This is a genomic window from Paraburkholderia sp. J41 (assembly GCF_905220235.1).
Taxonomy (GTDB): domain Bacteria; phylum Pseudomonadota; class Gammaproteobacteria; order Burkholderiales; family Burkholderiaceae; genus Paraburkholderia.
In genome coordinates this window covers 1-20489 of the sequence record NZ_CAJMZE010000052.1, presented here as the reverse complement: position 1 = coordinate 20489, position 20489 = coordinate 1, and the positions used below count along the sequence as shown (strand labels likewise).

14 protein-coding genes and 1 tRNA gene are annotated in these 20489 nt (G+C 66.6%); 10 read left to right on the top strand and 5 right to left on the bottom strand.

What is annotated here, in order from left to right; all coding sequences use genetic code 11:
- Nucleotides 1–66: 66 nt before the first annotated feature.
- Nucleotides 67–1362, bottom strand: a complete 1296-nt coding sequence (locus U5805_RS29890) for an MFS transporter (protein ID WP_322107095.1) — start codon at nt 1360–1362, stop codon at nt 67–69.
- 377 nt (nt 1363–1739) lie between these two features.
- Between U5805_RS29890 and U5805_RS29885 the strand changes: the two genes are divergently transcribed.
- Together U5805_RS29885 and U5805_RS29880 are read left to right on the top strand one after the other, a co-directional pair.
- Nucleotides 1740–2270, top strand: coding sequence for a GNAT family N-acetyltransferase (locus tag U5805_RS29885; RefSeq protein ID WP_322107094.1), 531 nt, complete (start codon nt 1740–1742; stop codon nt 2268–2270).
- A gap of 186 nt (nt 2271–2456) precedes the next feature.
- Nucleotides 2457–3851, top strand: a complete 1395-nt coding sequence (locus U5805_RS29880) for a hypothetical protein (RefSeq protein WP_322107093.1) — start codon at nt 2457–2459, stop codon at nt 3849–3851.
- A gap of 125 nt (nt 3852–3976) precedes the next feature.
- Here U5805_RS29880 and U5805_RS29875 read toward each other — a convergent pair whose 3' ends face one another.
- The 3 genes from U5805_RS29875 to U5805_RS29865 form a co-directional block, all read right to left on the bottom strand.
- Nucleotides 3977–4723, bottom strand: a complete 747-nt coding sequence (locus tag U5805_RS29875) for a DUF2968 domain-containing protein (RefSeq protein ID WP_322107092.1) — start codon at nt 4721–4723, stop codon at nt 3977–3979.
- Nucleotides 4724–4988: 265 nt separating this feature from the next.
- Nucleotides 4989–6494, bottom strand: a complete 1506-nt coding sequence (locus U5805_RS29870) for a gamma-glutamyl-gamma-aminobutyrate hydrolase family protein (protein WP_322107091.1) — start codon at nt 6492–6494, stop codon at nt 4989–4991.
- A 124-nt stretch (nt 6495–6618) separates the two neighbouring features.
- On the bottom strand, nt 6619–8385 hold the full coding sequence (locus tag U5805_RS29865) for a cation:proton antiporter (RefSeq protein WP_322107090.1): 1767 nt from the start codon (nt 8383–8385) through the stop codon (nt 6619–6621).
- A 175-nt stretch (nt 8386–8560) separates the two neighbouring features.
- Between U5805_RS29865 and U5805_RS29860 the strand changes: the two genes are divergently transcribed.
- The 5 genes from U5805_RS29860 (at nt 8561) to guaD (ending at nt 14983) form a co-directional block, all read left to right on the top strand.
- Nucleotides 8561–9976 carry an amidase gene (locus U5805_RS29860; RefSeq protein WP_322107089.1) on the top strand — a complete coding sequence of 472 codons (1416 nt, stop codon included), beginning with the start codon at nt 8561–8563 and terminating at the stop codon, nt 9974–9976.
- 155 nt (nt 9977–10131) lie between these two features.
- Nucleotides 10132–10662 carry a disulfide bond formation protein B gene (locus U5805_RS29855; RefSeq protein WP_322107088.1) on the top strand — a complete coding sequence of 177 codons (531 nt, stop codon included), beginning with the start codon at nt 10132–10134 and terminating at the stop codon, nt 10660–10662.
- A 648-nt stretch (nt 10663–11310) separates the two neighbouring features.
- A complete protein-coding gene (gene xdhC / locus U5805_RS29850) occupies nt 11311–12387 on the top strand; it encodes a xanthine dehydrogenase accessory protein XdhC (protein ID WP_322107087.1) in 1077 nt (358 codons plus the stop codon).
- A 34-nt stretch (nt 12388–12421) separates the two neighbouring features.
- Nucleotides 12422–13465, top strand: coding sequence for an adenosine deaminase (locus tag U5805_RS29845; RefSeq protein WP_322107086.1), 1044 nt, complete (start codon nt 12422–12424; stop codon nt 13463–13465).
- A 186-nt stretch (nt 13466–13651) separates the two neighbouring features.
- A complete protein-coding gene (guaD, locus tag U5805_RS29840; protein ID WP_322107085.1) occupies nt 13652–14983 on the top strand; it encodes a guanine deaminase in 1332 nt (443 codons plus the stop codon).
- Nucleotides 14984–15198: 215 nt separating this feature from the next.
- On the opposite strand, the gene U5805_RS29835 is transcribed toward guaD, so the two are convergent.
- Complete coding sequence (locus tag U5805_RS29835) at nt 15199–15888, bottom strand: DUF4136 domain-containing protein (RefSeq protein ID WP_322107084.1); 690 nt, start codon at nt 15886–15888, stop codon at nt 15199–15201.
- A gap of 512 nt (nt 15889–16400) precedes the next feature.
- Here U5805_RS29835 and pepN point away from each other — a divergent pair.
- The 3 genes from pepN to U5805_RS29820 all read left to right on the top strand — a co-directional run bounded on the left by pepN (nt 16401) and on the right by U5805_RS29820 (nt 20479).
- On the top strand, nt 16401–19091 hold the full coding sequence (gene pepN / locus U5805_RS29830; RefSeq protein WP_322107083.1) for an aminopeptidase N: 2691 nt from the start codon (nt 16401–16403) through the stop codon (nt 19089–19091).
- 217 nt (nt 19092–19308) lie between these two features.
- Nucleotides 19309–20337: a class 1 fructose-bisphosphatase gene (locus U5805_RS29825; protein ID WP_322107082.1), complete on the top strand. Its 1029-nt coding sequence runs from the start codon at nt 19309–19311 to the stop codon at nt 20335–20337.
- A 66-nt stretch (nt 20338–20403) separates the two neighbouring features.
- Nucleotides 20404–20479: transfer RNA gene (locus U5805_RS29820), tRNA-Thr, on the top strand.
- Nucleotides 20480–20489: the final 10 nt, after the last annotated feature.

Sequence of the window (20489 nt, the reverse complement as noted above, 5' to 3'; positions counted from 1 at the left end):
CCAAACGAAAACGGGGCGCCCAGATCACTGGGCGCCCCGTTTGCATGTGTGCCGGCGAAACGCCGATCAGGCCGTCTTGTACTGGTTGCGCGCTTCGGCGGTGCGATAGAGCACGAGCGTCGCGATCAGGCCGCACACGCCGGCGATGCCCATCCAGGCGCCCGGCGCGGCCTTGTTGCCGCTCATGTGGATCAGGTACGTGGAGATGGCGGGCGTGAAGCCGCCGATCGTCGTCGCGAGGCTGTAGGCCAGCGAGAAGCCGGCCGTGCGCACGTCGGCGGGCATGACTTCGGTGAGCGCCACGACCATCGCGCCGTTATAGCAGCCGTAGAGGAACGACAGCCACAGCTCGACGATCAGGAGACGGCCGAACGACGGCTCGGCCACGAGCCACTGCACCGCCGGGTAAGCCGTGACGATCGTGAGCACCGTGAAGGCGATCAGCACGGGACGGCGGCCGATGCGGTCGGAAATCGCGCCGGAAACCGGCAGCCAGAACAGATTCGACAAGCCGATGCAAACCGTCACGATCAGCGTGTCGAGTTCGCCGAGCTTGAGCACTTCCTTGCCGAACGTCGGCGTGTAGGCCGTGATCATGTAGAACGACACCGTGGTCATGATGACCATGCCCATGCCGGCGATCACCACACCCCAGTTCTGCACCATCGACGCCATGATTTCGCTGATCGACGGACGATGCTTCCTCTTCGCGAATTCCTCGGTTTCCTGGAGCGAGCGGCGAATCAGGAACAGGAACGGCACGATGCAGCAGCCGATGATGAACGGCACGCGCCAGCCCCAGGCCGTCATTTCCTCGACGGGCAGAAGGCGATGCAGCACCACGCCGAGCAGCGCCGCGAACACCACCGCGACTTGCTGGCTGCCCGACTGCCACGAGACGTAGAAGCCCTTGTTGCCCTTGGTCGCGATTTCGGAGAGGTACACCGAGACGCCGCCCAGCTCCACGCCCGCCGAAAAGCCTTGCAGCAGACGTCCGAGCAGCACGAGGGCGGGCGCGAGCGCGCCGATGGTCGCGTAACCCGGCACGACGGCCACGGCCAGGGTGCCGAGCGCCATGAGGCCGAGCGTGAGGATCAGGCCCTTGCGGCGGCCGTGATGGTCGATGTAGGCGCCGAGGATGATGGCGCCCAGCGGCCGCACGAGGAAGCCCGCACCGAACACCGACAGCGACAGCATCAGCGAAGCGAAGGCGTTGTTGCTCGGGAAATAGGTCCGGGCGATCGCCGAAGCGTAATAGCCGTAGACCATGAAATCGTACATTTCCAGAAAGTTGCCGCTGGTGACGCGAAAAACGGTGCGGACTTTCGATTCGCTGGAGGATGCGTGGGACGCGGTAGACATGACACTCTCTGAAGAGACCGTCCGCGCGAAAGGCGACATCGCGGCAATGCCGCGCGAACAGTGAGAAACGAACGCCCGCCGACGCAGGCGCCCGCCGGGGCGCGCCCGGGCGGGCGCTCATTATCCGGCGCGCGCATCAAGGCAGATATCCGGGTAATACCTGACAAGTGACGTTGAAAAGGCGCCTGGACGCCCATATTCTTTCATTTTTATTTCATTATTGCTTCTATTTACTTTCATTTGTTGCACACCCGTTCGCAGCTCTGGCCGGGATCGGGCACAATGAAATGCGCCCCGCGCGACGCATCGGCCTCAGGTAGCGCAGCGCGCATCGTTCCTCGCGGTTTTTCTTCGACCGTTCACGTTCCGTAGCCCGCATGTCAAACGCGTCCGCCCTTTCGTTGCGTCCCGCCCTCGTTGCCGATTCGCCGCTGCTTGCCGCCATGCACGCGGCGAGCTGGCAAGCGACGTACCGCGCGCTGCTGCCGGAGGCGTTTCTCGCGCACGAAGTGGGCGAGGAGCGCGCGGCCTACTGGCGCGCGCGCATGGAAGCGCCCGGCGGCGAACGCCGCCTCGTGCTGATCGCCGAACTCGACGGCGGCACGCCAGTGGGTTTTGTCTGCGTCGAGCGCCAGCCGGGCTCGCCGTGGGGCGTGCTGCTCGACAATCTCCACGCGCTGCCCGCCCATCAGGGCATGGGCGTCGGCAAGCGTCTCATGCAGGCGGCACAGGACTGGGCGCGCGCGCAGGGCGAAACCCAGCTCTATCTGTATGTGCTCGACGGCAATACGCCCGCGATCGCGTTCTACGAGCGTCAAGGCTGGCGCTATTCGGGCTCGGAACCCGATCGCATGGGCGGCGTCGACATCACGGCGCTGCGCTACATCTACCGGCTCGATCTTGTCTGACGATCAACAAGGACGCGGTTTTAAGACATTTCTGATAGAACGACGTTCGCCCTGGAGCGATCATCTCTGCCATTCATTGGGTTCATTGGGTTGATTTTTTTTGCGGCACGCCGCAGACCCGTCCGTGCGTGCGACCCATGACATTGCCTCCCGGCGCCAACGCCGCGCCGGGGCCGAGAGAGATCGATGTCAACTTTTCCGTTTGTCCAGGTCGAAGGTACGTTAGCGCTACCGCACATCCGCCCGCTCGCCCGTCTGCCGGTGTCGTTCGGCCGCGAATGGGCGCTCACCGCTCCCCAATTCAGCCTGCGCGCCGAACTGCGCGCGCTCTACGCCGCGATCATGCGCACGATGTGCCTGAGCGCGGAGGTATTCCAGGCCATTTATCGCTGGGATCAACACCGCCAGCCGGTTGCACCGGCCGCGCCGGCTGCGGCTGCTCCCGTGGCCGTGGCCGCGCCTGTAGGACAGGATTCCCGTTCCACTGCACCGGCCGCGCCGCTCGCCGCCACGCCCGTGGGTTTGGCCGTCACGCAGCGCACGCCGCCGTTCGAGCGCCGCAAGCTCGCGGGCGGCGCGGTCGCCATCGGCGGCGCGGCGCTGCTCGCATGGATCATCGCGAGCCATTCCCAGCACGACGCAGGCACCACGAGCGCGTTAGCCACACGTGCCGCTGCGGGCAATAACGGCGAAATCTCCGACCGTCTCGCCAACGCGCGCGCCGAGCACGATCGTGCCACGGCAGGCCCGGCTGCCGTAGCCACGCCCAAGGTCGCCGATGCCCGCGACCTGGATAAGCAAACACCGCCGAACACGATTCGCGAAGGTGCCATCACGGTGCCTCCGGCGCCCGTTGTGCAAACGCTCCAGGCCGCTACAGCCACTTCGGCCGCTTCGGCCGCTTCGGCGACTACGGTAGCTTCGGCGACTTCGGCGACTTCGGCGACTTCGGCGACTTCGGCGACTTCGGCGACTTCGGCGACTTCGGCGACTTCGGCGACTTCGGCGACTTCGGCGACTTCGGCCACTTCAGCGGCTTCGGCGCCTGCGGCAACGCGCAGCGCGGCTGTCGCCGCCACCCCGGCCGTAAAAGCGGCGGCGCCCGCAACCGGCGTACGCAAGGCGGCTCAAAGCGCCGGAGCGTCCACCAGCCCGCTTGATCTCAGCGCACGCGCACCGTCGCGCACGATCATCGTCGCCCCGCTCGTACAGCGTGCGCACCGCGCCGAGCGGGCCGTCAAGCATTCGGGCGCGCATCGCGTCGCGGACCGCCGGGGCGGCTCGTCCGAAGCCACCATCCGGCACGGCGCGCACGACTTCGCGCCGTATCGCGAAGTGCCGCCGGTGACCACGCAACGCACGCACGGCGGCTATTCAGAGGCGCACAGCTATTCACCGCGTCAAACCAGCGCGAATGCCGCCGACGACTATGCGTCGATCGCCACCTATGCGGCCTACGCCACTGCACACACGGCGCAGCGCGCGCCCGCGCAGCCGGCCGCCTCTGCCGACAGCACGGACTGGGTCAACCACGTTTCGCAACGTCGCGTGACGGAAGTCCCGGATCGTTTCACGAAGTAACTCGCGCACCAGCCCAAACGACAGCCCGGCAACAGCCGGGCTTTTTATCGTCAACGCAAAACGAAACGCACTGGGAACCGCGCACGCACAAAGCGCCGCCAGCCTGGCCGGCGGCGCGCCTGCCGTTATCGGCGCGATGATCCCGGCAAACCCGCTTCGGTCGCGCGCTGGAGATCGTCCACCTGACGCTGGAGATCGCGCAGTTGAGCCTGCGCCTGTGCCTTTTGCGCATTGAGCGAGCGCGCATCGACCTGCACCTGGCGCTGGTAGTCGTCGACGCGCGCCTGCTGCGTGCGAGCGATGTCGAGGTCGGCCTGCAAGCGGCGCGCACGGTCTTCGGAAATGGCGATCACTCGCTCGATAAACGCCTTCTGCGCTTCGAGCTGCATGCGGCGGATTTCGACATCGGCGAGCTGCGCCGTTTGCCGCGCGAAGTCGGCGTAAATGGCCTCGGAGCGCGCTTCGTCCTGCGAGCGGATCACGCGCCAGAAGTGCTTGTCCTGAAACAGCACGACGTAGTACGTCATTTCCGGCGGATAGAAGAAAAGGCTCGCGCCGTAACTCGCGTTGTAGGTCGTGCGCAATTCGACGAGCTGCGAGTCGTGAATGAGCTGCATCAACGTGGCAACGTCGCCTTGGGCGCCGGCTTCGGCCTGCTCGGCCGGATTCGCTGCGAGCGGCAGCGCGCTGGCCGGCCGCGGCGTGAGGCTGCCGAGCGACGGGCGGCTGCCCGCAAGCGGCGGCGCCTCGCCGCTTGTGCCATTCAGGGCGTCCGCGTTGACCGGCATGCCGGCCCACGCCGTGGCGCCCTGCAAGAGCATGAGGGCCGCAACGCTCAACATCGCGCGCCGCAACGAGTTGGAATGCTTCATACCTGCCGGTTCCATTCAGGATTCTCAGTAACCGCTCATTATCGCCGCGAGATAATCTCAAAATTTGGCTTTAATTTTGGATAGCCGAGGAATCGGACTAATCCTATGTGAGAAGGGCCGAATTTTGGAACAGAAACAACGAAGCGCGACGTAGGAAGGCCGGGCGCGCGCAGCGAATGCCAAGCGCAAAAGAAAAGGCCGCGCACGGTAGGCGCGGCCTGACGACCCTGTGTGGCGCACGGCGGCGCGAACGAGAAACCGCAAGCTAGAAGCGCGTCTCCCGCGCCGAGCGCAGGAAGCTGTCGAGCAGCGGCGTGCAGTCGAGCAGTTCCGGGCCGCCCGCGCGGTGGAACTCGGGGTGCCACTGCACGCCTACGACGAACGGCGCGCGCCGGTAGCGCACGGCTTCGATGAGCCCATCATGGGCCGATACCGCTTCCACGGTCAGGTCGCGCCCGAGGTTCTTGACGGCCTGATGGTGGATCGAGTTGACGATCGCGTCGCGCCGCCCAGGGAACATGCTGGCGAACGTCGAGCCCTCCGGAAAGCTGACCGAATGGCGATGCTGGTCGTAGTTCTCGCTCACGTGGACGCCGGCCGTGGGCACGTCGCTGGCGATGTCCTGGTAGAGCGTGCCGCCGAACGCCACGTTGATGAGCTGACAACCTCGGCACACGCCCAGCACCGGCTTGCCCGATTCGACGAATTCGTGCAGCAGCTCCAGTTCGTACATGTCGCGCACGCGGTCGCCCGGCCATTCGGGGCGCGGCGAGATTTCCGCGTAGGTTTGCGGCGAGACGTCGGCGCCGCCTTGCAGCAGCAGGCCGTCGAGATGCTTCGCATAATCGCGCAGGCGGATATTGCTCGGATGCAGCATGCCTTGGTGACCGACCGTCGGAATCATGAAGACGATGACGTCGCGCGACATCACCCAATGCGCGATCGATTCTTCGAGATATTGCAGCGTCTTGCCGCGCAAGCCTTGCGCGCCCGGTTCCGGGTGAAAGATGCGCGCCGACACGCCGATGCGCAGCGTGCGCTGCGTGATGCGCTGCCCTGCCCGGTCGAACAACTGGCGCGCGCGCGCCGCGACGATGCGGCCGAACACCGTCCACGCCGAATCGCTCGGGCGCAGGTAACGCGGCGGCTCGGTCGGAATCGCACCGGGCGGCGGCGGGTTCTGCGCCGTGAAATCGGGCGGCTGGCCGAAGCCCTTGGGCGCGGCGCCGGGGCGCGCGGCCTCGGCTTGCGCCGATTGCACGGCCGCGTTGCTGTCCGCTTCGTCCGTGCCCGCGGCCGCCTTCGGTCCGGTCGGCGCGGGCGCGCTGTTGCCCGCTTCGGCGGCGGTTTCGATGGGGATGCCCGGCGGCGCTTGCGGCGCGGACCGGGGCGCGTCCTGCGACGGCGCGGTGCCGGCAGACGCGGACGGCGCCGCGGACGGCGCCGCGGAGGCCGACGACGACGGCGCCGCGCCCGGCGTCACCGTGGACGCGCTCGCGGGCGAGTCCGTCGACGCGCGCTGCGCGGCCTCGCTCGCGGGCGACGCCGAAGCGGCGGAGGAACCGGGGGAACCCGGCGAGCCGGAAGAAGCGGAAGAAGCAGAAGAAGCGGCGGAACCGGAAGCACCGCCGGAAAGCGGCGCGGAGGCGGAAGGCGTGGAAGGCGTGGAAGGCGTGGAAGAGGTATAGGCGGGACGGCCGGCGTTGCCTGGGCCGCTCGCGCCTTGGGGATCTTCGGGAATTTCGGGCTTTTCGGTCTTGTTATCGCTCATGACTTGGGGTCAGGCGCGCGGTGCGCGAACGAATGAACAAGCTCCGATTATCCACCCTGCGACACCTGCCCGCCACCGCCGCGCACAATTCGCACAATTGCTCACATCCCGTCACACCCGCGCGTCAGGCATCCGGCCGTTCGTCGAGGGTTTCGCGCAGCGCGATCTGCATCGTCGCGTGGATTTTCACGCACCAGCGCCACAGCAGCATCGTGAGCGCGGCGGCGCAAACCAGCACGCCGACGAGAAAGCCGGCCGGCGGCAGAATCGTGCCCGAAAGCCCGGCAACGAGCACGAACACGCCGATCATCGACACGATCGGCACGAGTTCCGCAATCGCGCGCCGCGTCGCACGCGTGAAGCGCCCTGCTTTCTCCGGCTGCACGCTCACTTCGGCGAGCAGCAGCGCCAGCGACTGCGTCTTGCGCCACACGGCGACGAGAAACGGTATCGCGAGCACGAGCGCCGCGCTCCAGAGCATGACGCGCTGAATGCGCTCGTCGGCGACCCAATGCGCGATGAACGGGCCCGCATAGCGCGCGCCGTACGACACGCCGATAAAGATCGCCGACACCAGCGCGAGATTCACCGCGATCTGCACCACGATGCGTTTCGTGAGCGAGAAAAGCGTCGGGCCGCCGTCGCCTTCGGCGCGCGGCATCAGCGCGCGCAGCCATTGGCTGTACATGCCGAACACGTTCGCCACGGCCGGCGGCATGGCGCGCGCGAGGCGCTGCGAAAGCGGGTCGGCGATACGGATCAGATACGGCGTGGTGAGCGTGGTGATCGCCGAAACCGTGACCGCGATCGGATAAAGAAAGCCGCTCGTGACCTTGAGCGTGAGCCCGAGCGAAGCGATGATGAACGAGAACTCGCCGATCTGCGAGACGGTCATGCCCACGCGCATGGCCGTGCGGCCGTCGCGGCCCGCGAGAAAGGCGCCGAGCCCGCACGAGACCAGCTTGCCGAGCACCACGGCCACCGAGATCACGGCGATCGGCCACGCGTAATCGACGAGCACGAGCGGATTGAGCATGAGCCCGATCGTCACGAAGAAGATGGCGGAAAACGCGTCGCGCAGCGGCGCGACCAGATGCTCGATGCGATGCAGATGGCGCGACTCGGCCATGATCGCGCCGATCAGGAACGCGCCCAACGCGATCGAATAGTCGAGCTTCACGACCAGCAGACAGAAGCCGAAGCAAAAGCCCAGCACGGAAACGAGCAGCATTTCGTCGCTGCCCACGCGGGCCACGTAGGCCAGCGCGCGCGGCACGATCAGGATGCCGACGACGAGCGACACCACCATGAACAGCAGCAGCTTGCCGAGCGTGACGAATGCGATGGCGGGCGAAAGCTCGCCCGTTTGCGCGATGCCGCCGAGCAGCACGAGCATCGCGATGCCCAGAATGTCTTCGACGATCAGAATGCCGAACACGAGTTGCGCGAACGGCTCGCGCTTCACGCCCAGGTCGGCGAGCGCCTTGACGATGATGGTCGTCGACGATATGGCGAGGATCGCGCCCAGAAACAGCGAGTCCATCGCGGCCCAGCCGAACGCGCGGCCGATCTCGTAGCCGAGCCACAGCATCAGCACGATTTCCGAGAGCGCCGCGACGATGGCGGTCGCGCCCACCTGGAACAGCTTGCGCAAGCTGAATTCGAGGCCGAGCGAAAACATCAGGAACACCACGCCTAGCTCGCCCATCGTCTGAATGGTCTGCTCGTCGTGAATGAGCTGGAACGGCGGCGTATAGGGTCCGATGATCACGCCGGCGGCGATATAGCCAAGCACGACCGGCTGCTTCAGGCGATGAAACAGCACGGTGACGATGCCCGCGATCGCCATCACGACTGCCAGATCCTGAATGAAGCCGATTCCCTGATGCATAGAGGCATTTCCTTACAAAGAGCTATCTATTTTCGCATGTTACCCGATGCGAGCCGCATGCTGGAGCGCGGCGCCACGCGAGGCGCCGGCGAATCGGCGGATCAATGCAGCCGACGGACAAAAAATGGCCGCTCTACAATGATGCGGCCCTCTGCTCACGGATCGTTCTGCCGCCATGACCACTGCTTCCACCACGCCTTCCGCCTCGGCTTCCTCGCCATCTTTCGCCCCGTTCCCTCCGCTCGCCGATCTCGCCGCCGATCTGGCCGCGGGCCGCACGACGAGCCGCGCGCTCGCCGAAGCGGCGCTCGAGCGCATCGCGAGCCCGTCCGGCCAGGGCGCCACGGTCTTTCTTCACGTCGATGTCGAACGCGTGCGCGCCGTCGCCGACGCGCACGACCGCCTGCGCGCGAGCGGCACCGTGCTCTCGCCGCTCGCGGGCATTCCCGTTTCGGTGAAGGATTTGTTCGACGTGGCCGGCGAGGTCACGCGCGCCGGCTCCACGGCGCTGGCCGACGCCGCGCCCGCCAAAGCCGACGCAGCCGTGGTCGCGCGCCTGCGCCACGCGGGCGCGGTGCTGGTCGGGCGCACCAACATGAGCGAGTTCGCGTTTTCCGGGCTCGGCCTGAATCCGCATTACGGCACGCCGCTTTCGCCCTACCGCCGCGGCGTGGACGGCGACGCGCGCGTGGCCGGCGGCTCGTCCTCGGGCGCGGCGGCTTCGGTCGCGGACGGCATGGCCGCCGTCGCGCTCGGCACCGACACGGGCGGCTCGATCCGCATTCCGGCCGCGTTTTGCGGGCTCACGGGTTTCAAGCCCACGGCCGCGCGCATTCCGCGCACGGGCGGCGTGCCGCTTTCGACCACGCTGGACTCGTTCGGCGCCATCGGCAACACGGTCGCGTGCTGCGCGCTGGTCGACCGCGTGCTCGCGGGGCTCGCGCCGCGCGTGCCGGCGGCGCGCCATCTCGAAGGCGTGCGCCTCGGCGTGCTCACTCACTACGTCACCGACGACGTCGATCCCGACATCGCGCAGACGCTCGACACGGCGCTCAAGCATCTCGACGCGGCGGGCGCGATCGTCAGCGATGTGCGCTTTTCCGCGTTCGAGCGCTTCGCCGAAATCAACCGCATCGGTTTCTCGTCGATGGAAGCCTATGCGTGGCATCGCGCGCTGATCGAACGACATCGCGACGACTACGACCCGCGCGTGCTCGCGCGCATTCTGAAGGGCGAACCCGCAAGCGCCGCCGATTATCTCGACTTGATCGCCGCGCGCGCGGCCGTGATGGAGGAAGCGCAAGCCACGCTGTGGTCGCGCTTCGACGCCGTGATCGCGCCCACGGTGGCGATCGCGCCGCCCGCCGTCGCCCCGCTCGCCGCCGACGGCGAACTGTTCGCGCGCACCAACGCGCTCGTGCTGCGCAACCCGAGCGCGTTCAATTTTCTCGACGCGTGCGCGCTTTCGCTGCCGTGCCATCGACACGGCGCGGCGCCGGTCGGCATGATGCTGGCCGCCGCGCCCCACGCCGACGACGCGCTGCTCGCGATCGGACGCGGCGTGGAAGCGGTGCTCGCGCCGCTGCGTTGACATCGGCGGCGCGACGGCCGCGCTGAACGTCACGCGCAAGCCTGTTCCTGCGCGCGAGCAAGGCCAGGTCCGCGCCGCGCGCGGCCTTCGCGCTAGAATCCCGTCACGCCGTGGCAGCCGCAGCGCTGCTCTCGATAACCGAACGAACGAGCCACATGAACGACGATAACGCGCTGTTGCGCCGCGAGCGCGGCCTTTTGGTGCTGCTGGGCCTGATTTGCCTCGCGCTGGTGGGCGGCGCGCTCTATTTCCAGTTCGTGGAACACGAAGACCCGTGCCCGCTGTGCATCCTCTCGCGCTACTTCTTCCTGCTGATTGCCGTGTTCGCGTTTCTCGGCGCGCGGCTGACGAGCTGGCGCGGCGTGCGCGTGCTCGAAACGCTCGGCGCATTGTCGGCGCTCGGCGGCATCGTGGCGGCGGCGCGCCTCGCGTGGGTGCAGGCGTTCCCGAGCTTTAGCTGCGGCTTCGACACGCTGCAACCGATCGTCGACGCGCTGCCGCCCGCGCACTGGCTGCCGAGCGTGTTCAAGGTGCAGGGTTTGTGCGAAACGACCTATCCGCCGATCCTCGGTTTGACCATGCCGATCTGGACGCTGATCGCGTTCGCCGTGGCGTTCGTCGCACTTGCGGCGAGTCTCTGGCGCAATCGCCGCCGCCAGGTTTCATGGCCCGGTATTCGTCGCTGATCGTCGCTGTCCGTCGCTGTCCGTCGCTGTCCGTCGCTGTCCGACGGTGATCGTCGCTGAAACGGACGAAGCGCGGTTGTTCGGCGGTTTTTCTTCCGCGCCTTGACTCGCGCCGGTTCCTCGGTGCGCTGCCCGACGCGGCTTGCCGCGCGGCGCACCGCTTTTAGCAGGCGCGGCGCGTCACGCGAAAGTTGCGTATTTGCGCGCCGCGACGCTCGAATCGGGCAATCTCGTTCCGGACATAGCACGAACTGCGCATCGTCCGCCGCTTTATCCCGATTTGCCATGATCGTATCCGCATAACCCTCATCCTGCGGCGGAAATACTTTCGCGCCGCAAGCAGTGCTATCTTCAAAACTGGATGGCGATCCACGTGCGCGAGCCGGGTGAACGGGCTCGAAGCGTAACGCGCGCCTGATCCGCAATGTCCCCGGATTCGCCATGACAACGCAAACCATCCGCTTCCTCCCGCGAGGCGTCGTAGCCGACGCGCGCGGCCTGCCCGCTCCACGCACGGCACGCGCGCATGCGCGCGCGAACCCTTCGCCGTCTCCCGCACTCCAACGGCGTGGCGCTGCGACAATTTGCAGCGTCCAGCCCGGACAATCAACCGGCGGCGCCCGCGCCGCCGCATAGGGAGACCCGCCGATGCAAGCCTGGCTCACCGATTTGCAGCAATTGCTCGCGCACGGCGACGCCGCCGTGCTCGTGACTGTTGCGCGCGTCGAGGGATCGGCGCCGCGCGAGGCCGGCACCAAGATGATCGTCACGCGCGAGTCGGCCCGCCATACGATCGGCGGCGGCCATCTGGAATGGAAAGCCATCGAGATTGCGCGCCAGGTGCTGCGCGACGGCATGCATACGTCGCACGCGCGGCGGCTCGAACGGCTCGCGCTCGGCCCGAGCCTCGGCCAGTGCTGCGGCGGCGCGGTCGTGCTCGCGTTCGAGCGGCTCGACGTGGCCGACCTCGGCTGGCTCGCCACGCTCGCGCGCCGGCTCGCCAGCGGCGCTTCGACCGTGCGTAGCGTATCATTTCGCTCCTCGCGGAACGGGAGCCCCGAAAACGGCCTCGGCGCCGGCAACGCGGCGGCCGATCCGGTGCTGCTTTCCGAGCCGGAACCGGGCGTGGAAGCGCCCGACTGCCTGTTATGGGAAATGGGCGCGGCGAACGGCGGCACGATCCTGCTGACGGAAACGGTGGCGCCCAACGACTTTCCCGTGGTGCTGTTCGGCGCGGGCCACGTGGGCGCGGCGCTCGTGCGCGTGCTCGGCACGCTGCCTTGCCGCGTGCTGTGGGTGGACGAGCGCGACGCTGCGTTTCCCACGCCCGAAGCGTTCGCGCTGCTCAACGCGCCGAACGTCGCCATCGACGCCAACGACGCGCCCGACGAAGCCGTGGACGCCGCGCCGCCCGGCACGAGCTATATCGTGATGACGCACGATCATGCGCGCGACCTCGATCTCGCCGAGCGCATCCTGCGGCGCGGCGATTTCGTGTTCTTCGGCATGATCGGCTCGCATTCGAAGCGCAAGCAGTTCGAGCACCGGCTCGCCGCGCGCGGCATCGACCCGATGCAGATCGCGCGCATGAACTGCCCGCTCGGCGTGGAAGGCATCGTCGACAAGTCGCCCGAAGTCATCGCGATCTCGGCCGCCGCGCAACTGTTGCAGGCCGTCGAGGCCGCAACGGCGGCGGCGCATGCGCCCGCTCCCCAATCCGCGTGATGTCGCTCAACCCATAAACGCATTCGAAACGAACATGACGATCACGACCTCCGCTACCCCGCTCGTCGACAAGGCCGCCCGCGCGCCCAAGTCGGAGCTGCACATTCATATCGAAGGCTCGCTCGAACCCGAACTGATCTTCGCGCTCGCGCAGCGCAACCACGTGAAGCTTGCCTACGATTCGATCGACGCGCTGCGCGCGGCCTACGCGTTCACCGACCTGCAATCGTTCCTCGACATCTACTATGCGGGCGCGAGCGTGCTGCTGCACGAGCAGGACTTCTACGACATGACGATGGCTTACTGCGAGCGCGCGCTCGCCGACAACGTCGTGCATGCCGAAATTTTCTTCGATCCGCAAACGCATACCGAGCGCGGCGTGCCGATCGAAACCGTGATCGCCGGCATCGACCGCGCGCTCGCCGACGCGGAAAAGCGCGGCCTCACCAGCAAGCTGATTCTCTGCTTCCTGCGCCACCTGAGCGAAGCCGACGCACTCGCCACCTTCGAAGCCGCGCGGCCGCTGTTCGCGCGTTACGCGCGCCTGATCGGCGTGGGGCTCGACTCGTCGGAGCGCGGCCATCCGCCTTCGAAGTTCGAGCGCGTGTTCGGCGCGGCGCGCGCGATGGGCCTCAAGCTCGTCGCGCACGCGGGCGAGGAAGGTCCGCCCGCCTACATCTACGAAGCGCTCGATCTGCTCAAGGTCGATCGCGTCGATCACGGCGTGCGCAGCATCGAAGACCCGGCGCTCGTCACGCGCCTCGCCGATACGCGCGTCGCGCTCACGGTTTGCCCGCTTTCGAACACCAAGCTGTGCGTGTTCGACGACATGACGAAGCACACGCTCAAGCAATTGCTCGACCGAGGCGTGGCCGTGACCGTCAATTCCGACGATCCGGCCTACTTCGGCGGCTACGTCAACGAGAACTACCGCGCGATCATCGAAGCGCTCAAGCTCGACGACCGCGAGGTGTACACGATCGTGCGCAACGGCTTCGAGGCCTCGTTCGTGACGCCCGACGAACGCGCCGCGCTGATCGCGAAGCTCGACGCGTACTGGAGCGCCGCGCCGAACTGACTACGCCCGGCGGGCCGCCGCGCGGTTTGACGCTCGAGCCTGAGGCGAACGGACCGGCGCACGCAGTGCCGGCCCGCAGGCACGCTCGCGTCCGCGCGCTCCCGCACGATCTCGCACGATTCCCAAGGGCACGCGCGATGCGCGGCAAGCACACAGGACAACTGACTTTTCGGAGACGATGCACCCATGACTGACCCGGCTTCCCAAGCGCCCTTTCAAGCCGCTTATCGCGCGAAACTGTTGAGGTTCACCGGCGACCCCGCGCAGTCGTCCGACGCCGCCGTGTACGATGAAGACGGCGTCGTGATCGTCGAGAACGGGCGCGTGGTCGCCGCGGGCGCGTGGTCCGCGCTCAGCTCGCGCGTGAGCGCCGGCGCGCGCATTCACGAGCTGCGCGACAAGCTGATCGTGCCGGGCTTCATCGACACGCACATCCACTATCCGCAGACCGACATGATTGCGTCGCCCGCACCGGGTCTGCTGCCGTGGCTCGACACCTACACGTTCCCGACCGAGCGGGGTTTCGAAAACGAAGCAGTGGCGCGGGAAACGGCGCGCTTTTTCGTCGACGAACTGCTCGCGTGCGGCACGACCACGGCGCTCGTCTACTGCACCGTACACAAGCAGTCCGCCGACGCGCTGTTCGCGGCCAGCGAGGCGAAGAACCTGCGCATGGTCGCGGGCAAGGTGCTGATGGACCGCCACTGTCCCGAGTTTCTGCGCGACACGCCGCAAACGGGTTACGACGACAGCGCCGAATTGATCGCGCGCTGGCACAATCGCGGCCGCCAGATGTACGCGCTCACGCCGCGCTTCGCGCCCACGTCCACGCAAGCGCAGCTCGAAGCGTGCGGCGCGCTCGCGAAGGCGCATGGCGACGTGTTCATCCAGAGCCACGTGGCCGAAAACCCCGACGAAGTGAAGTGGGTCGCGGAACTGTTTCCGGGCCATCGCAGCTATCTCGACGTCTACGACCATTACGGATTGCTGCGCCGCCGCGCCGTGTACGGCCATTGCATCTGGCTCGACGACGAAGACCGCCGGCGCATGGCGCAAACGGGCGCGACGGCCGCGCACTGCCCGACCTCGAATCTCTTTCTCGGCAGCGGCTTGTTCGACTTCGACAAGGCGGCCGAATCGGCGATGCCCGTCGCGCTCGCCACCGACGTGGGCGGCGGCACTTCGTTTTCGATGCTGCAAACCATGAACGAGGCGCACAAGGTCGCGCGCATGGGCGGTCATCATCTCACCGCCACGCGCATGTTCTGGCTCGCGACGGCGGGCGCGGCGCAGGCGCTCGATCTCGCCGACACGATCGGCACGCTCGCGCCGCAAAGCGAAGCCGACTTCGTCGTGCTCGACCCGCAAGCCACGCCGCTGCTCGCGCGCCGCACCGCGCGCGCCGAATCGCTCGAGGAACTGCTGTTCGCCTTCGCGCTGCTCGGCGACGATCGCGCCGTATTCGAAACTTACGCGTTCGGCGAGCGCGTACACAAGCGCGACGGCGTGCGCATCTAGCCGCAAGCGGGATCGGCATGAAAAAAGCGCGCCGGATTGCGAGTCCGGCGCGCTTTTTTGCTTTTTTGCTTTTTTGCGGCTACGTGGCGCGCGTCATAGCTTGCGCGCCAGAGGTTGTGGTGCCGATGTTGCGCCGTTTAAGTTGCGCCTTTTAGGTTGCGTTCTTTAAGTCGCGGCCTTTAAGTTGCGTTCTTTACGTTGCATCCATGCGGCGATCATTTCGCGGGCGCCGCCGCCGATGCCGCTTGCGGCGCCGCTGCCGGCGTCATGCCGGTTTCGTTGGGCGCGCTGCCGTCTTTGTCGACGGGAAAACGAACCTGCGTGACCGTGCCGTTCGCGAGCGGAAAACTCGCGAGCGCGCTGCGCACGAGATACGGCATCGCGCGCACCAGCGACGGATCGTCGCCCGAGGTGCGGGCGCTCACGTTGTAAAGCTCCTTGCCGCTCGCCTTGTCGGTGATGCGAATGCCGAGCGCGTGCGAGTAGACGGGATAGGTCTGGTTCACGTAGGCCGGCTGGTACGGGCCCCACGGCCCCCACGGATTCCACGGTCCCCAGTACGGCCCCGGCCACGGGTTGTAGAACACGGGCTGCGCCACCGTGACCGTGTCCATGCGGCTGCCGTAGGCGAGGCCCACGAGATAGCGCGCCTGCGGCTCGGCCACCTGACGGAACGCATGCGTGGCGAGCCCCTCGGCGACGTACTGTTCGTAAGTGCTCTGCTCGATGCTCTGGCGCTGCTCGGGATTGCGCGTGAACGCGTAGGTGCGCGTGGCGTCGCTGCCGCCGTCCCACGCGGAAAAAGCCGTCACCTGGCTCGTGACATAGGTCGTGCAGCCGGACAGCGTCACGGCGAGCGCCGCCAGGAGCAGCAGGGCGCGGCGGGTCCATCGGTCGGGCATCATGGTCTTCTCGTAGCAGTGTTGCCTGGGTTGGAAAATCGCAGTGTGGGGACCGCTCCTTTTCCGGTTTTCAGCGCTTTCTCAGATACGGCTCATCTACGCATCAATACGGTTCTACCGGCGGTTTTATTCCTTGCTCGCGCCTCGGGCGGTTTTGGCGTGCCTTTGCGGGTAATCGCACGTTGCCGCGCAACGTTGCCGACCTTCCGCCCTCCCGACCTTCCGGCCTTTGAATTCGTTGCCGTTTTCACCTTCCCGCGCCGGTCGCCAGGTTGTGCGTCGTTGCCGATCCGCGGAGGCGCGCTCCGGCAACCCGATCATACTGACTCGCGCCCGCGCCGGAAAGTTCGCCGCCGCGGGCCTTGTCCCGATGGCTAACGCATTGGCTCGCGCGGCCCGTTGCCGGACAAGCGGCCCGAGCCTTTGTACAATGGGACGATCCGCCGCGCGAACGCGCCCATGCCGCCCGCCGGGCCGCGCCGCCGGCCCGTTTTCCGACGAGCCCCGCACCGACCATGTCCGATACCGCCACGCCCACCGTGATCCGCCGCGAAGACTACGCCCCGCCCGCCTTCCTGATCGACACCGTCGACCTCGAATTCGACCTCGTGCCGGAACGCACGATCGTCAAGAGCACGCTGCGCGTGCGCCGCAACCCGGAAGCCCGGCACGCGGCCAATCTCGACCTGATGGGCGAGCAGCTCGAATTCATCGGCGCCGCCCTCGACGGCACGCCTTACGAGCACGTGCGCGCCCACGAGCACGGCTTGACGGTCCTGAACGTGCCCGACACCTTCACGCTCACGCTCACCGGCGCCTGCGATCCGGCCGCGAACACCACGCTCTCGGGCCTGTACGTCTCGAGCGGCAACTTCTTCACGCAGTGCGAAGCCGAGGGCTTTCGCCGCATTACGTGGTTCCTCGACCGCCCGGACGTCATGTCCACCTACACGGTCACGCTGCGCGCCGACAAAACGCAGTATCCCGTGCTGCTTTCGAACGGCAATCTCGTGGAGGAAGGCGAACTGCCCGGCGGCCGCCACTTCGCGAAGTGGGAAGACCCGTTCCGCAAGCCGTGCTACCTGTTCGCGCTGGTCGCGGGCAAGCTCGTCGCGCTCGAGGAGCGCATCCAGAGCGGCTCGGGCAAGGAAAAGCTGCTACAGGTGTGGGTCGAGCCGCACGATCTCGACAAAACGCGTCATGCGATGGATTCGCTCATCCACTCCATTCGCTGGGACGAGCAGCGCTTCGGGCTCGAACTCGATCTCGACCGCTTCATGATCGTCGCCGTGAGCGACTTCAACATGGGCGCGATGGAGAACAAGGGGCTCAACATCTTCAACACGAAGTACGTGCTCGCGAACCCGGAAACGGCCACCGACGTCGACTTCGCCAATATCGAAGCCGTGGTGGGCCACGAGTATTTCCACAACTGGACCGGCAACCGCGTGACCTGCCGCGACTGGTTCCAGTTGAGCCTGAAGGAAGGCTTGACGGTGTTCCGCGATCAGGAATTTTCGGCGGCCATGTCGGGCGGCGACGAAAACGAGGCGGCGCGCGCGACCAAGCGTATCGAAGACGTGCGCGTACTGCGTCAAATGCAGTTCGCCGAAGACGCGGGCCCGATGGCGCATCCGGTGCGCCCCGAAAGCTACGTCGAAATCAACAACTTCTACACGATGACCGTCTACGAAAAAGGCTCGGAAGTCGTGCGGATGTACCAAACGCTGTTGGGCCGCGACGGCTTCCGCAAGGGCATGGACCTGTACTTCCAGCGCCACGACGGCCAGGCCGTGACCTGCGACGACTTCCGCCGCGCGATGGCCGACGCCAACGGCCGCGACCTCGCGCAATTCGAGCGCTGGTACAGCCAGGCGGGCACGCCGCGCATCACCGTGACCACGCATTACGACGAAGCCGCGCACACCTACGGCGTGACGCTCGCCCAGGATTACGCGAGCGGCTCGCCCGCCGCGCGCGAAACGCAAAAAGGCCCGCTGCACATTCCGTTCGCGATCGGCCTGATCGGCGCGAACGGCGCGGACCTGCCGCTGCGGCTCGAAGGCGAAGCCGGCGCGCAAGGCACGACGCGCGTGCTCGAATTCACCGAAACGCAGCAAACCTTCACGTTCGCCGATATCGCGGAGCGGCCGCTGCCTTCGCTGCTGCGCAACTTCTCGGCGCCGGTGATCGTCGACTACGACTACGGCAACGACGACCTCGCGTTCCTGCTCGCGCACGACAGCGATCCGTTCAACCGCTGGGAAGCGGGCCAGCGCCTCGCCACGCGCGAACTGCTCGCGCTCGCCGCGCGCGCCGCCGCGGGCCAGCCGCTGCACATGAGCAACGCGCTCGTGGAGGCGTTCAGCCGCGTGCTGACCGACGAATCGCTCTCGCCGTCGTTCCGCGAACTCGCGCTCATGCTGCCTTCGGAAACCTATCTCGCCGAACAGATGAACGAGTCCGATCCGGCCGCCGTGCATGCCGCGCGCCAGTTCGTGCGCAAGCAACTGGCCACGGCGCTCAAGGCCGACTGGCTCGCCGCTTATGAACGCCATCTCACGCCCGGCCCCTACGAGCCCACGCCCGAAGCGGCCGGCCGCCGCGGTTTGAAAAACCTCGCGCTCTCGTATCTTTCCGAACTCGACGATCCGGCAGAAGCGCTGCGCCTCGCCAAGTCCCAGTACGACGCCGCAAACAACATGACCGACCGCGCCGCCGCACTGTCGGCGTTGCTCAACGCGCAGGCCGCCGCCGGCAGCGACGTCGCGCGCGCGGCACTGGAAGACTTCTACGCACGCTTCGAGAAGGAGCCGCTCGTCATCGACAAGTGGTTCTCGCTTCAAGCCATGCAGCGCGGCACGGCGCAACGCCCGACCATCGACACCGTGCGCGCGCTCATGCGTCACGCGGCGTTCAACATCAAGAACCCGAATCGCGCCCGCTCGCTGATCTTCAGCTTCTGTGCCGCGAACCCCGCGCAGTTCCACGCGGCGGACGGCTCCGGATACGCATTCTGGGCGGACCAGGTGATTGCGCTCGACGCGCTCAACCCGCAGGTCGCCGCGCGCCTCGCGCGCACGCTCGAACTGTGGCGCCGCTTCACGCCCGCGCTGCGAGACAAGATGCGCGCGGCGCTGGAACGCGTGGCGGCCGAGGCGAAGTCGCGCGACGTGCGCGAGATCGTCGAAAAGGCGCTGGCCTGACGACGCATGGGCGGCGCACACCGCCCATGCGCATGACCTGTAAAGCCGGCCTTCGCGCCGGCTTTTTTCGCGCATTTTTTCCGTTAATTTTCAGCGCATGCTCGAGCCAAAGGCGCATCCGGCTTTCATCCGGCGTTATTTCGCGCGCTCGTGCGGCGGCCAGTCACAGTCGAGCGGGTAGAATTGCGACATCCCTATGCGTACCCGGAGTCCTGCAATGGCCTTGCAACGTCGTACCACACTCACGAAATACCTGATCGAGCAGCAACGCGAACACCGCAACCTGCCCGCAGATCTGCGTCTGTTGATCGAAGTCGTCGCGCGCGCATGCAAGGCGATCAGCTTCAACGTCAGCAAGGGCGCGCTCGGCGACGCGCTCGGCACCGCGGGCAGCGAGAACGTTCAGGGCGAAGTGCAGAAGAACCTCGACATCCTGTCGAACGAAATCCTGCTCGACGCCAACGAATGGGGCGGCAACCTGGCCGCCATGGCGTCCGAGGAAATGGAAACGTTTTTCCCGATCCCGGCCAACTATCCGAAAGGCGAATATCTGCTCGTGTTCGATCCGCTCGACGGCTCGTCGAACATCGACGTGAACGTGTCGATCGGCACGATTTTCTCGGTGCTGCGCTGCCCGGACGGCAAGCAGGCCAGCGAAGAATCGTTCCTGCAACCGGGCACGCAGCAGGTCGCGGCGGGCTACGCCGTGTACGGCCCGCAAACCGTGCTCGTGCTCACGACCGGCAACGGCGTGAACTGCTTCACGCTCGACCGCGAACTCGGCTCGTGGGTGCTCACGCAAAGCAACATGCGCATTCCCGAAGACACGCGCGAATACGCGATCAACGCCTCGAACTCGCGCCATTGGTACGAGCCGGTGCAGCAATACATCGACGAACTCAACGCGGGCAAGGACGGCCCGCGCGGCGAGAACTTCAACATGCGCTGGATCGCTTCGATGGTCGCCGACGTACACCGTATCCTGAATCGCGGCGGCATCTTCATGTACCCGGCCGACAAGCGCGATCCGTCGAAGCCCGGCAAGCTGCGCCTGATGTACGAAGCCAACCCGATGTCGTTCATCGTCGAACAGGCGGGCGGCGCCGCGACCAACGGCGAACAACGCATTCTCGACATCCAGCCCACGAGCCTTCATGAGCGCGTTGCCGTGTTCCTCGGCTCGAAGAACGAGGTCGAGCGTGTGACCCGCTATCACCGCGAAGCCGCCGGCGGCACGAAAAAATAAAAAGATGAAGAAGGGGGCTTGCGCACTGCCAGCCCCTCTTCTATAATCTTTTTTCTCTGATGTGACGCCGGAATAGCTCAGACGGTAGAGCAGCGCATTCGTAATGCGAAGGTCGGGGGTTCGATTCCTCTTTCCGGCACCACCCAAGTTTC

Coding starts and splice junctions, on each gene's coding strand:
- pepN (WP_322107083.1), top strand. CDS start 16,401: ATGTCCGATACCGCCACGCCCACCGTGATCCGCCGCGAAGACTACGCC.
- U5805_RS29825 (WP_322107082.1), top strand. CDS start 19,309: ATGGCCTTGCAACGTCGTACCACACTCACGAAATACCTGATCGAGCAG.
- U5805_RS29865 (WP_322107090.1), bottom strand. CDS start 8,385: ATGCATCAGGGAATCGGCTTCATTCAGGATCTGGCAGTCGTGATGGCG.
- xdhC (WP_322107087.1), top strand. CDS start 11,311: ATGCAAGCCTGGCTCACCGATTTGCAGCAATTGCTCGCGCACGGCGAC.
- U5805_RS29860 (WP_322107089.1), top strand. CDS start 8,561: ATGACCACTGCTTCCACCACGCCTTCCGCCTCGGCTTCCTCGCCATCT.
- U5805_RS29870 (WP_322107091.1), bottom strand. CDS start 6,494: ATGAGCGATAACAAGACCGAAAAGCCCGAAATTCCCGAAGATCCCCAA.
- U5805_RS29855 (WP_322107088.1), top strand. CDS start 10,132: ATGAACGACGATAACGCGCTGTTGCGCCGCGAGCGCGGCCTTTTGGTG.
- U5805_RS29845 (WP_322107086.1), top strand. CDS start 12,422: ATGACGATCACGACCTCCGCTACCCCGCTCGTCGACAAGGCCGCCCGC.
- U5805_RS29890 (WP_322107095.1), bottom strand. CDS start 1,362: ATGTCTACCGCGTCCCACGCATCCTCCAGCGAATCGAAAGTCCGCACC.
- U5805_RS29880 (WP_322107093.1), top strand. CDS start 2,457: ATGTCAACTTTTCCGTTTGTCCAGGTCGAAGGTACGTTAGCGCTACCG.
- U5805_RS29885 (WP_322107094.1), top strand. CDS start 1,740: ATGTCAAACGCGTCCGCCCTTTCGTTGCGTCCCGCCCTCGTTGCCGAT.
- U5805_RS29835 (WP_322107084.1), bottom strand. CDS start 15,888: ATGATGCCCGACCGATGGACCCGCCGCGCCCTGCTGCTCCTGGCGGCG.
- guaD (WP_322107085.1), top strand. CDS start 13,652: ATGACTGACCCGGCTTCCCAAGCGCCCTTTCAAGCCGCTTATCGCGCG.
- U5805_RS29875 (WP_322107092.1), bottom strand. CDS start 4,723: ATGAAGCATTCCAACTCGTTGCGGCGCGCGATGTTGAGCGTTGCGGCC.